This is a genomic window from Leclercia sp. TB492 (assembly GCF_049974505.2).
GTDB lineage: Bacteria > Pseudomonadota > Gammaproteobacteria > Enterobacterales > Enterobacteriaceae > Enterobacter > Enterobacter adecarboxylatus_C.
Genome location: NZ_CM127572.1, coordinates 1961787 through 1975791 on the forward strand (window position 1 = coordinate 1961787; position 14005 = coordinate 1975791).

A 14005-nucleotide genomic window follows, 5' to 3' on the forward strand; every position below is an offset into this window, starting at 1 on the left:
CAGCGCCACCCGGCAAAAAACTTACTTCAACCCTTCCGCTTCCAGCGCTGCCGCCACGGCAGGACGCTCCGCCATACGCTGCATATACGCGTCAATATGGCTTAACCCTTCCATATTCAGCTTCACGGCCCGCGCCCAGCGCAGAACGGTAAACAGATACGCGTCGGCAATGGTAAAGCGCTGACCGCAAATCCACTGCTCATCTTTCAGCGACTCGTTCACATACTGGAGCTTTTTCTCCAGCAGCGCGCGTACGGTCGGCTTGTACTCTTCCGGCGTATCCGGGCGGAACAGCGGGGTGAAGCCTTTGTGCAGCTCGGTGGCTATGTAGTTCATCCACTCAAGCGTCTTGTAACGCGCGATGCTGCCGGTCGGGGCCAGCAGCTGGCGATCGGCAACGCCATCCGCCAGGTATTGCATGATGGCCACCCCTTCAGTCAGCAGGGTGCCGTCTTCCAGCAGCAGCGCCGGGACCTGGCCTTTAGGATTCACCGCGAAAAAATCATCGCCGTTTTCCAGACGCTTTTTCATCAGATCAACACCGTTGAGGGTGAAGTCTTTACCGCTCTCGCGCAGCGTAATATGGGAGGCAAGAGAGCAGGCGCCTGGTTTATAGAACAGTTTCATCGGTCACTCCTGTTTACGTAGGTTTACCCTATGGTAGTGCGGCACAGAATAAAAAAAAAGCCGCTAACGCACAGTTAGCGGCTTCAATTCAGTCGTTTCCCGATGACATTACGCGGTCGCGGTTTTGCTCGCTTTGGCGTTGATGTCGTCGTCCTGAGTCATTCGATTCAGTTTTGGTGCGGTCAGCATCATCAGCACGGCGATAACCGCGGTGGCGATACCAATCTGCAGGAATACGTCACCGTACACGTGCAGAGACAGCAGCGGATCGGTCACGTCAGATGGCACGGCCATCAGGTTTGCGATCTTACCGGCGATGATTGCAGCACCGGCAGTCGTCAGGAACCAGCTACCCATGATGAAGCCCATCAGGCGCTGCGGCACCAGCTGCGCAACCATTGCCAGACCCAGACCGGAGATCATCAGCTCACCGATGGACTGCAGGGCGTAGCTCAGGATCAGCCAGTTTACGGAAACGATACCCGCGTCGCTGGCGAATTTCGCACCCAGCGGCAGCACCAGGAAGGCGCCAGAGCACAGCACCATACCTACCGCGAACTTGTGCGGCATTGGCAGACGGTCACCCATCTTGTTGTAGATGGCGGCCAGAATCGGGCTACCCACCATGATCCAGAACGGGTTCAGGGCCTGGAACTGCTCAGGTTCGAACGCGATGCCGAGGATAGAGTGTTCAACGTTACGGATAGCGAAGAAGTTCAGGGACGTTGGCATCTGGCTGTACAGGACGAAGAAGACAATCGCTTCAACCATCAGGATGAAGGCAACAATCATCTTACGACGTGCTGCGCCCTGCATGGCAAAGGCTTCTTTCGCGAAGATGCAGACGATACCCAGCGCAACCACGCCCAGAACCGCACGCGCGATACCCTGGTTGTGCAGCAGCCAGGTGGCAACGGCAACCAGAATCACCACGCCGACGATGGTCGCCAGCAGTTTGCCCATCTGTACCGGCGCGAAGTCAGGTTTTGAACCGTAGTCCTTAACCCAGCTGCGGCAGAACAGGAAGTTCACCACGGTGATCAGCATTCCGACGAAGCTCAGGGCAAACGCCACGCTCCAGCCGAATTTCGCTGCCAGCCACGGGGTTGCCAGCATAGAGAAGAAGGAACCGATGTTGATGGCCATGTAGTACATGGTGAATGCGCCATCAAGACGCGGATCGTCTTTGTTATAGCAGGTCGAGAGCAGGGAAGATGGGTTCGCCTTGAACAGGCCGTTACCGACAGCGATAGTCGCCATACCCATGTACACCACACCGGCATCATGACCAGACCAGGCAACCAGACCGTAGCCGATCGCCAGAACGATGGCGCCCAGCAGAATTACACGTTTGGTGCCCAGCACTTTATCGCCCAGCCAGCCGCCAATCGCGACCAGACCGTACACCAGAGCACTGAAAGAAGAGAACAGCGTGATGGAATCAGCTTCGGACATACCCAGTTGTTTAACCAGGTAAACCGCCATGATCCCTTGCAGGCCGTAGTAACCAAAACGTTCCCAAAGCTCAATGGAGAAAATGAGATAGAACGATTTCGGTTGTTTGAAAGCGTTAAGACTTACGCTTTCTTCAGCTGGTTTATTGTTTGCAGTAGACACATATACCTCTTTTTTTACATCCCATATTAACGGGGGTGTTCATAGCGTGATGACCGTAGTCCGTCCGCTTTATAGTTATAGTGGGAGGGGAAACGGCGGGTAATGTTCACTATCCTGACCCATCTGGCAAGGTGTTTGTAATAACCTGTTACATATAACTCTCGCGCTATAATGCGCCAGAAACCTAAATGTTATTTAGCGTTAAATTTTACCGTTGCGTCTAAACTGGTTTTTTCCACTATGAGTTAGCGGAAAAAATGGGCAGGTGGCGATATGTTCTGCTGTAAAAGGGATTGTGCAGTGATATGGGCTAAGTTCTGAAATATATCCGGTCATATCTTCGGGTTATCAGGGGCAGTTTCTTGATGCAATAAGGCTTTATCGGGATTTGCTATACATAAAATTAACACCATGTGAACAGAGTGATCCTGATCACATTTATATAGAAAATTTCGCTGACGAAAAAACAATTAACCTGTTTGATTGTTATATAGCCGCACAATGCGCGAAAGACGAAGTTTGGCTTAGGTTGAAAAACTATGAAAGGTACTATCAGCAGGGAGTCATGCTTTCTGTAAGCAGTTTACATTATAAAAAAACCGTCGGTTGACGGTTTCAGAGGTCAGTTTTCTCTTTATATTCACAGAGATCTTCAATAATACAGGAGCCGCAGCGCGGTTTACGCGCGATGCAGGTGTAGCGCCCGTGAAGGATCAGCCAGTGATGGCAGTCGACCTTAAACTCAGCCGGAACCACCTTCAGCAGCTTCTCTTCCACCTGCTCCACGTTTTTGCCGGGGGCGAAGTTTGTCCGATTACTCACGCGGAAAATATGTGTATCGACCGCGATAGTCGGCCAGCCAAACGCCGTATTCAGCACCACGTTAGCGGTTTTACGCCCGACGCCGGGCAGGGCTTCCAGCGCGGCGCGATCTTCCGGGACCTCGCCACCGTGCAGCTCAAGCAGCATGCGGCAGGTCTTAATCACGTTCTCGGCTTTGCTGTTAAACAGGCCGATGGTCTTGATGTACGACTTGACCCCCTCCACGCCCAGCTCCAGCATCGCCCGCGGCGTGTTGGCAACGGGATAGAGCTTCGCGGTGGCTTTATTCACGCTGACGTCGGTGGCCTGCGCGGAGAGCAGGACCGCAATCAGCAGTTCAAACGGCGAGGTAAAATTCAGCTCGGTGGTCGGGTGCGGGTTGTTATCCCGCAGGCGCTGCAAAATGGTTAAACGCTTCTCTTTGTTCATGAGGCCTTCTCAGGGATCCCTTCCTCTACGCTGCGGGCAGCAGCGCGGCGCTTACGTTTCTCATCGATCAGGTATTTTACCGCCAGCATCATGCCGAGGCCAATAAACGCGCCCGGTGGCAGCATCGCCAGCAGGAATGGCGTATCGGTGTGGAACACCTCAATGCGCAGGGCCTTTGCCCACCCGCCCAGCAGCGCGTCTGCGCCGTCGAACAGGGTACCGTTGCCGAGGATTTCACGCATCGAGCCCAGCACGAACATCGCCCCGGTTGCCCCCATGCCGATGGCAAAGCCATCGAGGGCCGAAATCAGCGGATCGTTCTTCACCGCAAAGGCTTCGGCGCGGCCTACCACGATACAGTTGGTGACGATCAGCGGGATAAAGATCCCCAGCGACTGATAGAGGCCAAAGGCGTAGGCGTTAATCAGCATCTGCACGACGCTCACCACCGAGGCGATGATCATCACGTAGATCGGAATACGAATTTCTGACGGCGTCCAGCGACGCAGGGCAGAGATCGACAGGTTGGTCAGGGTCAGCACCAGCGTAGTGGCAAGACCCAGACCGAGCGCGTTGGTGGCAGTCGAGGTGACGGCCAGCAGCGGACACATCCCCAACAGCTGTACCAGGGCGGAGTTGTTTTTCCACAGACCCTGGACAATAACCTCTTTAACCTGGCTCATGATCACTCCTCACAGGCAGGCAGATTGTTAAGTTGCGCAGGCAACGTTTGGGCATACACACCCGCACGTCTAACGGCGTTCACCACCGCGCGGGGGGTGATGGTCGCCCCAGTAAACTGATCGAATTCACCGCCATCTTTCTTCACCGCGAACGCCGGATCGTCACTGCCGTGGATGGTTTTGCCGGCAAAGTGCAAAATCCAGTCGCTTAAGCGGGTTTCGATTTTATCCCCGAGCCCTGGCGTTTCGTGATGCTCGGTGACGCGCGTTCCCAGCACGGTGCCGGAGAAATCAGTGCCGACCAGCAGCTGGATAGCGCCGGAATAGCCGTCTGGCGCGGTAGCTTCCATCACGACGCCCACCGGAGCATCCCCTTTACGGGCGATAAAGATGCGGTGGGTACCTTTGCCTAATGGCGCAGCCTCAGCAAGATAACAACTTTTCTGCAGATCGTTATCGTAAAGCTCCGCCGGGATCACCTGGTCGAACAGCGCCTTTTGCTGACGGGCCGCCTGTTCGTCGATGGTGGATTTGGTCAGGCCGTTGACCAGTGCCGTCAGGCCGGTCAGCACCGCGGCAAAGACCGCCAGCGTCACGCCGTGTTTTTGCATCGTTTTTAACATGGCGAGTCCCTTAGCGGTGGCCGTACACGCGCGGACGCGTGTAGTAGTCAATTAACGGTACGGTAATGTTGGCCAGCAGAACCGCAAAGGCCACGCCGTCCGGATAGCCGCCAAAGCTGCGGATCAGCCACACCAGCAGACCGGCCAGCGCGCCGAAAATCAGGCGTCCACGGTTGGTGGTCGAGGCCGTCACCGGATCGGTCAGAATAAAGAACGCCCCCAGCATGGTCGCGCCGGACAGCAGATGGATCTGCGGGGAAGCCAGAGACTCAGGGGAGAATGCCCAGCCCAGGCCGGAACAGATCGCGAGAGTGACCAGGAAGCTCACCGGGATATGCCAGCGGATCGTTTTCTGCCACAGCAGGAACACTCCCCCGGCCAGATACGCCAGGTTAACCCACTGCCAGCCCGCACCGGCGAGCACGCCGCTGTAGATCGGGTACTGCAGGATCTGCTCCACGCTGTGACCGGCGTGCAGGGAAGTTTTAAAGGTATCGAGCGGGGTGGCCTGGCTGATGCCGTCCACGCCCATTCGCAGGGTGTTCATGTCCGCGCCGCTGGCGGTATGGCCGGAGAAGATCACCTGCAGGGCATCCATAAAGCCTGGCACGGTCGCGGCAATCTCATGCGGCGGCAGCCAGCTGGTCATCTGCACCGGGAAGGAGATCAGCAGCACCACGTAGCCAATCATCGCCGGGTTAAACGGGTTGTGCCCGAGGCCGCCGTACAGCTGCTTGGCGATAATCACCGCGAATACGGTACCGAGCACCACCATCCACCAGGGGGCGAAGGGGGGAATACTGATGGCAAGCAGCAGGCCGGTGAGCAGGGCGGAGTTATCCGCCAGGATTTTGCTCACCGCGATTTTACGCAGTTTGAGGACCAGGGCTTCCGCCACCAGGGCGCTCACACAGCCGAGAACGATCTGCAGCAGCGTACCCCAGCCGAAAAACCAGACCTGAACGGCGATGCCCGGCATGGCGGCCAGACAGACCAGCATCATAATGCGCGATGTCTGGCGCTGGTTGTGGGTATAAGGGGAGCTTGCGATTCTGAAAACCATTTAATCCTCGTTAACTGCCTGCTGTGCGGCTTTCTTCGCCTGAACGCGCGCAATGGCGGCGGCAACGGCCGCTTTGCGTGGATCGTCATTGGCTGCCGGTTCTTCTTCCTGTTGCGCCGCTTTGCGTGCTTTCGCACGGGCAATGGCGGCTTCGACCGCCGCTTTACGCGGATCGACCGGAGCGGGTTCTGCCGGTGTAGCGTCCGGCTGCGCCGCTTTGCGGGCTTTCGCCCGGGCAATGGCGGCTTCGACCACGGCTTTACGCGGATCGACCGGGGTCTGTTCGATCTGAATATCGTCCGGCTGCGCCGCTTTACGGGCTTTGGCGCAGGCAATGGCGGCTTCGACTGCCGCTTTACGCGGATCGACCGGGGCAGCCTCGGCCTGCGCCTCTTCCGGCGGTGCGGCTTTACGGGCTTTCGCGCGTGCGATGGCGGCTTCGACCGCCGCTTTACGCGGATCGACCGGGGCAGGCTCGGCCTGCGTCTCTTCCGGCGGTGCGCCTTTACGCGCTTTGGCGCGGGCGATAGCGGCCTCGACCGCGGCTTTACGCGGATCGGCTTCTGGTTGTGCGGCGCTGGTCTGTGCTTTTTCCGCCTGACGGGCGCGGGCCTCTGCTTTACGTGCTTCGCGCGCGGCAATGGCTTCGCTGTTATCCGGGCGTTCTCCTGCCGGGATCACCACATCCTGCGCGGCGGTAGCTTTCTTCTCGCGCACGCGGGCCAGGGCCGCATTAATGGCATCCTGATCTTTCGCCGCTGGTTGTACCGCAGCCTTTTTATGGCGCTCCTCGCGGGCGGCTTTTTCGCGCTCAAGACGCTGCTGGCGGGCTTCAAAGCGCGCTTTCGCGTCGGCGGCGCGTTTCTCTTCCTGGGCGATAGCGTAAATTTCGGCCTTCTCGACGCGGAAGTATTGCACCAGCGGAATATTGCTCGGGCAGACCCAGGCGCAGGCTCCGCACTCAATGCAGTCGGCCAGGTTATGGGATTTGGCTTTGTCGTGGATCTGGCCTTTGCTGAACCAGTAGAGCTGCTGGGGCAGCAGATCGGCCGGACAGGCGTCGGCGCAGGCGCTGCAGCGAATGCAGCCTTTCTCTTCCTGCACTTCGCCCATCTCGCTGACGGATGGCGCCAGCAGGCAGTTGGTGATTTTTACCACCGGGACATCCAGCCACGGCAGGGTAAAGCCCATCAGCGGCCCGCCCATGATCACCATCTGCTCCGCGCTCGGGCAGAACCCGGCCTGGTCCAGCAGATGACGCACCGGGGTGCCCAGTCGCGCCCAGACGTTGCCGGGTCGGCTGACGGCTTCACCGGTCAGGGTAACAACGCGCTCGGTCAGCGGCTCGCCGTCAACAACGGCGCGCTTCACCGCATAGGCGGTGCCGACGTTCTGCATCAGCACGCCGATATCTGATGAGCGACCGCCGTGCGGAACCTGCTTGCCGGTCAGGATCTGGGTCAGCTGCTTCGCGCCGCCGGACGGGTATTTGGTCGGGATCACCCGCAGGCTGATATCGTGGCTGCCCGCCAGCACCGCACGCAGCATGGAGATGGCCTGCGGCTTGTTGTCTTCAATGCCGATCAGCACCTCTTTCGGCTGCAGAACATGGGCGAGGATGCGGATACCCTCGACGATCTGCGCGGCGCAGTCCTGCATCAGGCGATCGTCCGCGGTGATGTACGGCTCACATTCGGCGGCGTTGATAATCAGCGTCTGGATCTTATCGCCACCGCCCTGCAATTTGTTCCCGGTCGGGAAGCCCGCGCCGCCCAGACCGGCGACGCCAGACTGGTGGATACGGGAAATAAGATCTTCACGGCTGTGGCTGCGGTAGTCGCTCCAGCCCTCACGTTCGATCCAGCGATCTTCGCCATCGGCGTCAATCACCACGCACAGCTCGGAGAGGGCGGAAGGGTGGGCCACGGTGTGCGGGGCAATCGCCGCCACGGTGCCGGAGGTTGGGGCATGAACCGGGAGCATACGTCCGCGTCCAAAGGTCAGCGGCTGGCCGCGCAACACGCGGTCACCGACCTTAACGCACAGCTCGCCCTCAGCACCGATGTGCTGCTTGAGAGGGATAACAAAACGGTTAGCCAGCGGGATCTGGCGCAGCGGCGTACCGCTGGACTGGGTTTTCATCTCCGGTGGATGAATACCGCCGTCGAAATCCCAGATCTTCTCTTTTCTGAAGGCAGAAAATAACTTAAACATGTTGTTCCACAGGAATATTGCGCACCGGAATGGTCTGAAGATCCCATTTCCAGCTGTCGGTCGTTGTCGCTACCGGGCGTAACTCAATGCACTGGGTCGGGCAGGGGGCGACGCAGAGATTACAGCCGGTACACAGATCCTCAATCACGGTGTGCATGGCGCGCGTGGCGCCGACGATGGCATCCACCGGGCAGGCCTGAATACATTTGGTACAGCCGATGCAGTTGGGTTCATCAATCACCGCCAGCATGCGAACCGGCTCCTGCGCGCTTTCGTCGCCGTCGACCGGCTGCGGGTCAACGTTCAGCAGCGCGGCGATCTTCAGCATCACCGCTTCGCCACCGGGCGCACAGCGGTTAATTTTCTCCCCGCCATTGCCCACCGCCTCTGCGTAGGGGCGACAGCCAGGAAAGCCGCACTGCCCGCACTGGCTTTGCGGCAGCAGCTCATCAATTTTTTCAACGATCGGATCGTCCTCCACCGCGAAGCGGCGCGAGGCGTAACCGAGTATGATGCCAAAAAGCAGCCCCAGAACGCTAATGGCTGCGACGGCGATCCAGATTGCATTCATTACAACTTCACCAGACCACTAAAGCCCATAAAGGCCAGAGACATAAGACCGGCGGTAACCAGCGCGATGGCGTTACCGCGAAACGGTGCCGGGATATCGGCGGCGACCAGACGTTCGCGGATCGCCGCAAACAGCACCATCACCAGCGAGAAGCCGACCGCAGCCGAAAAGCCGTACAGCGCCGACTGCAGAAAATTGTGCCCAAGGTTAATGTTGAGCAGCGCCACGCCGAGCACCGCACAGTTAGTGGTGATCAGCGGCAGGAAGATGCCGAGCAGACGGTATAACGCCGGGCTGGTTTTACGCACCACCATTTCGGTGAACTGCACCACCACCGCGATAACCAGAATAAAGGCCAGCGTACGCAGATAGGTCAGGCCGAGGGGGATCAGGATCCAGGTGTCAATCCACCAGGCGCAGATCGAGGCAAGGGTCATCACGAAGGTGGTGGCCAGCCCCATCCCCATCGCTGTTTCCAGCTTTTTGGATACGCCCATAAACGGGCACAGGCCAAGGAACTTCACAAGGACGAAGTTGTTTACCAGCACCGTGCCGACAAAGAGCAGTAAGTAATCGGTCATTATTCAGCCTGAAATAAAAAAGCCGCCTATTATCGGATAAACCGTGGCAGGCGACAACAGGTTAACTGTAAGGTTTTACGGGTTCACAAAGGTGTTCTTCACGCGCGCCGAACGCTTAAAGTAAGGCACAAACAGCGCGGTCATCAACAGAGGGAAGAGTAACTGACGCACCGCCAGCGCATCGGAGACGGGCGAAAACGCGAAGGTTTTCACGGCCAGTAATACGGAGACAAGCAGCCAGATAATATAGTGTTTAGGCACATTCCGACGACGCTTAAAAAAAGCAATGGTCAACCAGAGCGTGTAGTACCACATGGCAATTGCAAAGGCGAAAGATAAAAACCACATGACGATATTAACGGTATTTTGCGCGCCCAGCGCTTTTAACGCGTGCGGCGTAATTAATGCCGTGGAGTAAAGTACCAACGCCAGCGACGTGCTTAATAATGCCAGCAGCAGCCAGGCAAGCGGAGCCAGTAACCAGCCGCCAATTCTTTCTCCAGCCGTTGTGGTCATGTTCTCTCCCGAAGTCAGTAACAGCGCGAACTGCAAATTAGCAGGGGCGAGAGTATATAACATTTCCGGGGAATGGCTACCCTCTTAGAGCACGTAACGCCACACCGACTTAGGGACTTCGCCAATGTTGAACAAACGCCCGCCAGAGACCAGCTCTGCGCGGCGATGATCCGCGGCGCGGTACATGCTGATAATCTCCTGGTTATCGCTCAGGCTGTAGTTCAGATGATCAAACAACTTTTCCAGACTTTCGAGGGAATTAATCTTGCGAAACTTTAATAAATAGTCCTGAACGGTCATATTAATAATTTTCCATATAAAAGGCGTGCTACCAAAGGAGTAATTCGGTCGAATAATAAACGGAACAAGAAAGACGTAAACATTTGCCGAAGCGTATCGGCAAAAATAAGAATTTTCTTTACTGGTGAAATCAGGCGTCGGCCGACGCCTGGCGATGAAGGTTAACGCTGTTCATGACGGCTGGCAATATGCAACTGACATCATATGTCACTATTTTTGATCAGTGCATGCGGCTTGGCTTGATTGACGCTATTGACCGGCTCCGGCGGCTGGTAGTTATCGATATGGCTGGCGATCCCCAGCAATATCACCGACACGCCCAGCACAATCCACCCCGCTAACTCGATAATTCGATTAATAATTGTCGTCATGATTCGTTATTTTGTTTTATCCATAAATACAGATTAAGAATTTTACAGCGCAGAATGCCCTTCGGCAAGCGCTTTGCAATGATGTTTTGCGATTGTATTCAGCGAGTTATAATTGTTAATCAGAAATTACTGATTGCATGTATCGCCTTAAGGCGCGATACCCCGGATTAATCTATTGTGACCGATGAAGAGATGGTGTGAAATAGGCGTGTCAAAAGATGAGAGGCGACTTCATGAGCGATAAAATCCGTGTTGGATTAATAGGTTATGGTTATGCGAGTAAAACGTTTCATGCCCCGCTGATTGATGGCACTCCGGGGATGGAGCTGGCGGCAATTTCCAGCAGCGATGCGACGAAAGTGCATGCAGACTGGCCGACGGTCCCGGTGGTTTCCGAGCCGAAGCATCTGTTTAACGACCCCAATATTGATTTGATCGTTATTCCCACCCCGAACGACACGCACTTCCCACTGGCGAAAGCGGCCCTGGAAGCCGGAAAGCATGTGGTGGTGGACAAACCTTTTACCGTGACACTGTCACAGGCCCGCGAGCTGGACGCGCTGGCGAAAAGCCTCGGTAAACTGCTCTCGGTGTTCCATAACCGCCGTTGGGACAGCGATTTCCTGACCGTGAAGGCGCTGATCGCTGACGGTTCCCTCGGCGAAGTAGCCTTTTTCGAATCCCATTTTGACCGCTTCCGGCCGCAGGTGCGTAACCGCTGGCGTGAGCAGGCGGGCCCGGGCAGCGGCATCTGGTACGATCTGGCTCCGCATCTTCTCGATCAGGCCGTTAACCTGTTCGGTCTCCCGGTGAGCCTGAACGTCGATCTGGCCCAGCTGCGCCCCGGCGCGCAGGCAACGGACTACTTCCACGCTGTCCTGAGCTATCCGCAGCGTCGCGTGGTACTGCATGGCACTATGATGGCGGCAGCGGAATCCGCGCGTTATATCGTGCACGGCACCCGCGGCAGCTACGTGAAGTTTGGTCTCGACCCGCAGGAAGATCGTCTGAAAAACGGCGAGCGCCTGCCGCAGGAGGACTGGGGCTACGATATGCGTGACGGCGTGCTGACTCGCGTCGAAGGGGAAGAGCGGGTGGAAGAGACCTGGCTGACGCTGCCGGGGAACTATCCGGCCTATTATGCCGGTATCCGCGATGCGCTGAACGGTGACGGGGAAAACCCGGTCCCGGCAAGTCAGGCGATCCAGATTATGGAGCTAATTGAGCTGGGGATTGAGTCTGCGAAACATCGCGCGACTTTGTGTCTTGCTTAAAAAAATAAAGCCCGGCATCGCCGGGCTTTTTCTTATCCGCGTGCGACCTTGTCGCGTAACGCCTGCTTCTCGGCAGGGGTTAAGAAGGCCATCTCCAGGCCGTTAATCTGCGCCTGACGGATCTGCTCCCGGCTGAGCCCGGCCAGCGAAGCGGCAACCGTATACTCGTGAATAATATCCACCCCCTGAACCGCCGGATCGTCGGTGTTCAGCGAGGCCATCACCCCATGCTCAAGGAAAGTTTTCAGGGGATGCTGCGCCAGGGTCGCCACTGTGCTGGTCTGAATGTTGGAGGTCAGACAGGATTCGATCCCGATGCGCTGTTCCGCCAGGAAGTCCATCAGGGCACGATCTTCGACCGCTTTTACTCCATGACCGATACGTTCGGCACCCAGCTCGCGGATGGCCTGCCAGATGCTCTCCGGACCCGCCGCTTCACCGGCATGGACGGTAATGTGCCAGCCTGCATCCCGGGCGCGATTAAAGTGGGAGAGGAACAGACTGCCCGGGAAGCCCAGCTCGTCGCCCGCCAGATCCACGGCGGTGATATGGTCCCGGTGCGCCAGCAGAGCTTCGAGCTCCTGCAGGCAGGCGTCCTCCCCGAAGGTACGGCTCATGATGCCAATCAGGCGCGCTTCAACGTTAAAGGTCTTGCAGCCTTCGCGTACGCCGGCAATGACGGCTTCCACCACACCCGCGACCGGTAGCTGATGGGTCATCGCCATATAGCCCGGCGAGAAGCGGAGTTCGACGTAGTGCAGGCCGTTGCGTGCGGCATCCTCAATATTTTCGAAGGCGACCCGACGGCAGGCGTCCAGCGAGGCCAGGACTTTTACCCCCCAGTCGAGCTTGCTCAGGAAGCTGACCAGATCCGGCTCGTTTTCCGTCACCTGCACGTGTGGGATCAGTGTCTCAAGGGTCTGTGCGGGCAGGGTTAAATTATACTGACGACCCAGGTCAAGGATGGTCTGGGCTCGGATGTTGCCATCAAGGTGGCGATGAACGTCAGTTAACGGGAGGGTGGTATCAATCATGGTCGCACTCTTTATTAGTAGAAGTGCGAGCTATTATAAAAACAAAAGACGTCAAAAAGCTATTTGCGCAATGGATAATTCCGTTGCGCAACATAATTAAAGCAAAGCACGGATCCCGGCAATCAGGCGCTCAACCCCCTGTGCAAGCTTGCTGCGCGGGCACCCGGCGTTCAAGCGGATAAAGCCGTTCCCCTCCACGCCGTAGGTATATCCCGGCATGATCGCCACTTTTTGCTGCTCAATCAGCACCTTCTGCAGCGCTTTGTCATCGATATTGAGCGGGCGAAGATCGATCCAGGCCAGATAGGTCGCCTCCGGCGGCTGCCAGTTCAGGGCCGGGAAAGCGGCATTCAGGCTGTCGGCCACGTATTGCAAATTCGCTTGCAGATAGCCGCGCAGGGCATCCAGCCAGGGCTCGCCCTGCTGGTAGGCGGCGATATGCGCCACCAGCGCCAGCACCGACGGCGAAGAGAGCCCGTCGCGCCCCTTCAGCGCCTGCAAATACGACGTGCGGCTGGCCTCATCGCCAAGCAGGCCGTAAGCCCCGGTGAGGGCGGGAATGTTGAAGCTTTTGGAGCCGGAGGTCAGCAGTGCCCATTTGCTCTGTGCCACCTCGCACCAGGGAGTATGTTGATGGTTGCCCCACACCATATCCATATGAATCTCGTCGCTAATCACCGCCACGTCGTGCCGCGCACAGAGTTCAGCCATGGTGGTCAGCTCGTCACGGGTCCAGACCTTGCCGGTGGGGTTGTGCGGGCTACAGAGCAGCAGGATTTTGTTCTGCGGCCGGGCCAGCACTGACTCCAGCTCGGCCATATCGCACTGCCAGCCCTGTGCTGCTTTGTGCAGACCGACGGCAACCACCTGACGGTGATTACCCGCAATGGCATTGTAAAAGGCGTCGTAGGCCGGAGTGTGGATCACCACGCCATCGCCCGGGTTCGACCACTGGCGAATCAACTCAGACACCATATAGATTACCGACGGCCCATAGACGATGGCGCTGGTATCAATTTCGCTGTTAAAGCGCTGACGGAACCAGTGGGCCACAGCGGCCAGGAACTCGTCGTTTTTCCAGCGGCTATAGCCAAACACCCCGTGACCGATGCGCGCTTGCAGGGCGTCGATGATGCAGGGGGCGGTGGCAAAATCCATATCCGAGATGGTAAAGGGCAGCAGATCGGCAGCACCGAAGCGATCGGCAATGTAGTCCCACTGGGTACACCAGGTGCCGTGACGATCCACGACGGTAGAGAAATCAAACATGACGTTGGTCC

At 57.4% G+C, this 14005-nt stretch carries 15 protein-coding genes; 1 reads left to right on the forward strand and 14 read right to left on the reverse strand.

Features of this window, described 5'->3' with window-relative positions:
• Nucleotides 1-21: 21 nt before the first annotated feature.
• The 12 genes from gstA to blr form a co-directional block, all read right to left on the reverse strand.
• Complete coding sequence (gstA, locus tag ACP4QI_RS09225) at nucleotides 22-627, reverse strand: glutathione transferase GstA (RefSeq protein WP_142489247.1); 606 nt, start codon at nucleotides 625-627, stop codon at nucleotides 22-24.
• A 108-nt stretch (nucleotides 628-735) separates the two neighbouring features.
• The gene (gene dtpA, locus ACP4QI_RS09230) at nucleotides 736-2244 is read right to left on the reverse strand and encodes a dipeptide/tripeptide permease DtpA (RefSeq protein ID WP_142489248.1); all 1509 of its coding nucleotides are present in this window, start codon (nucleotides 2242-2244) and stop codon (nucleotides 736-738) included.
• A gap of 615 nt (nucleotides 2245-2859) precedes the next feature.
• Entirely contained in the window at nucleotides 2860-3495 is a 636-nt protein-coding gene (gene nth / locus ACP4QI_RS09235; protein WP_285110861.1) for an endonuclease III, read from the reverse strand.
• On the reverse strand, nucleotides 3492-4178 hold the full coding sequence (locus ACP4QI_RS09240; RefSeq protein WP_142489250.1) for an electron transport complex subunit E: 687 nt from the start codon (nucleotides 4176-4178) through the stop codon (nucleotides 3492-3494). Before ACP4QI_RS09240 ends, nth begins: the two co-directional genes overlap by 4 nt.
• A gap of 2 nt (nucleotides 4179-4180) precedes the next feature.
• The gene (gene rsxG / locus ACP4QI_RS09245; RefSeq protein ID WP_156263645.1) at nucleotides 4181-4801 is read right to left on the reverse strand and encodes an electron transport complex subunit RsxG; all 621 of its coding nucleotides are present in this window, start codon (nucleotides 4799-4801) and stop codon (nucleotides 4181-4183) included.
• Between the two features lie 10 nt (nucleotides 4802-4811).
• On the reverse strand, nucleotides 4812-5864 hold the full coding sequence (rsxD, locus tag ACP4QI_RS09250; protein ID WP_156263646.1) for an electron transport complex subunit RsxD: 1053 nt from the start codon (nucleotides 5862-5864) through the stop codon (nucleotides 4812-4814).
• Complete coding sequence (rsxC, locus tag ACP4QI_RS09255; RefSeq protein WP_426494820.1) at nucleotides 5865-8078, reverse strand: electron transport complex subunit RsxC; 2214 nt, start codon at nucleotides 8076-8078, stop codon at nucleotides 5865-5867. It abuts the gene before it with no gap.
• Complete coding sequence (gene rsxB / locus ACP4QI_RS09260; protein ID WP_142489254.1) at nucleotides 8071-8649, reverse strand: electron transport complex subunit RsxB; 579 nt, start codon at nucleotides 8647-8649, stop codon at nucleotides 8071-8073. Before rsxB ends, rsxC begins: the two co-directional genes overlap by 8 nt.
• Nucleotides 8649-9230 (reverse strand): electron transport complex subunit RsxA, encoded by a 582-nt coding sequence (rsxA, locus tag ACP4QI_RS09265; protein WP_142489255.1) that lies wholly within the window; start codon nucleotides 9228-9230, stop codon nucleotides 8649-8651. Before rsxA ends, rsxB begins: the two co-directional genes overlap by 1 nt.
• Before the next feature lie 75 nt (nucleotides 9231-9305).
• Nucleotides 9306-9746 (reverse strand): DUF2569 domain-containing protein, encoded by a 441-nt coding sequence (locus ACP4QI_RS09270; RefSeq protein WP_426494819.1) that lies wholly within the window; start codon nucleotides 9744-9746, stop codon nucleotides 9306-9308.
• A gap of 84 nt (nucleotides 9747-9830) precedes the next feature.
• The gene (gene ydgT, locus ACP4QI_RS09275; RefSeq protein WP_032617854.1) at nucleotides 9831-10046 is read right to left on the reverse strand and encodes a transcription modulator YdgT; all 216 of its coding nucleotides are present in this window, start codon (nucleotides 10044-10046) and stop codon (nucleotides 9831-9833) included.
• A gap of 200 nt (nucleotides 10047-10246) precedes the next feature.
• Nucleotides 10247-10405, reverse strand: a complete 159-nt coding sequence (gene blr / locus ACP4QI_RS09280; RefSeq protein WP_185902423.1) for a division septum protein Blr — start codon at nucleotides 10403-10405, stop codon at nucleotides 10247-10249.
• A 245-nt stretch (nucleotides 10406-10650) separates the two neighbouring features.
• Between blr and ACP4QI_RS09285 the strand changes: the two genes are divergently transcribed.
• The gene (locus ACP4QI_RS09285; protein ID WP_142489258.1) at nucleotides 10651-11691 is read left to right on the forward strand and encodes an oxidoreductase; all 1041 of its coding nucleotides are present in this window, start codon (nucleotides 10651-10653) and stop codon (nucleotides 11689-11691) included.
• 32 nt (nucleotides 11692-11723) lie between these two features.
• Here the strand turns inward: ACP4QI_RS09285 and add are convergent, their stop codons facing one another.
• Both add and ACP4QI_RS09295 read right to left on the reverse strand, forming a co-directional pair.
• Nucleotides 11724-12725 (reverse strand): adenosine deaminase, encoded by a 1002-nt coding sequence (gene add / locus ACP4QI_RS09290; RefSeq protein WP_156263648.1) that lies wholly within the window; start codon nucleotides 12723-12725, stop codon nucleotides 11724-11726.
• Nucleotides 12726-12821: 96 nt separating this feature from the next.
• A complete protein-coding gene (locus tag ACP4QI_RS09295; RefSeq protein WP_426494818.1) occupies nucleotides 12822-13994 on the reverse strand; it encodes a MalY/PatB family protein in 1173 nt (390 codons plus the stop codon).
• Between the last annotated feature and the right edge of the window lie 11 nt (nucleotides 13995-14005).

What these genes read in the sequence shown, in the direction of transcription:
- gstA (WP_142489247.1), bottom strand. Translation starts at nt 627, where the DNA reads ATGAAACTGTTCTATAAACCAGGCGCCTGCTCTCTTGCCTCCCATATT.
- nth (WP_285110861.1), bottom strand. Translation starts at nt 3,495, where the DNA reads ATGAACAAAGAGAAGCGTTTAACCATTTTGCAGCGCCTGCGGGATAAC.
- ACP4QI_RS09240 (WP_142489250.1), bottom strand. Translation starts at nt 4,178, where the DNA reads ATGAGCCAGGTTAAAGAGGTTATTGTCCAGGGTCTGTGGAAAAACAAC.
- rsxG (WP_156263645.1), bottom strand. Translation starts at nt 4,801, where the DNA reads ATGTTAAAAACGATGCAAAAACACGGCGTGACGCTGGCGGTCTTTGCC.
- rsxD (WP_156263646.1), bottom strand. Translation starts at nt 5,864, where the DNA reads ATGGTTTTCAGAATCGCAAGCTCCCCTTATACCCACAACCAGCGCCAG.
- rsxC (WP_426494820.1), bottom strand. Translation starts at nt 8,078, where the DNA reads ATGTTTAAGTTATTTTCTGCCTTCAGAAAAGAGAAGATCTGGGATTTC.
- rsxB (WP_142489254.1), bottom strand. Translation starts at nt 8,649, where the DNA reads ATGAATGCAATCTGGATCGCCGTCGCAGCCATTAGCGTTCTGGGGCTG.
- rsxA (WP_142489255.1), bottom strand. Translation starts at nt 9,230, where the DNA reads ATGACCGATTACTTACTGCTCTTTGTCGGCACGGTGCTGGTAAACAAC.
- ACP4QI_RS09270 (WP_426494819.1), bottom strand. Translation starts at nt 9,746, where the DNA reads ATGACCACAACGGCTGGAGAAAGAATTGGCGGCTGGTTACTGGCTCCG.
- ydgT (WP_032617854.1), bottom strand. Translation starts at nt 10,046, where the DNA reads ATGACCGTTCAGGACTATTTATTAAAGTTTCGCAAGATTAATTCCCTC.
- ACP4QI_RS09285 (WP_142489258.1), top strand. Translation starts at nt 10,651, where the DNA reads ATGAGCGATAAAATCCGTGTTGGATTAATAGGTTATGGTTATGCGAGT.
- add (WP_156263648.1), bottom strand. Translation starts at nt 12,725, where the DNA reads ATGATTGATACCACCCTCCCGTTAACTGACGTTCATCGCCACCTTGAT.
- ACP4QI_RS09295 (WP_426494818.1), bottom strand. Translation starts at nt 13,994, where the DNA reads ATGTTTGATTTCTCTACCGTCGTGGATCGTCACGGCACCTGGTGTACC.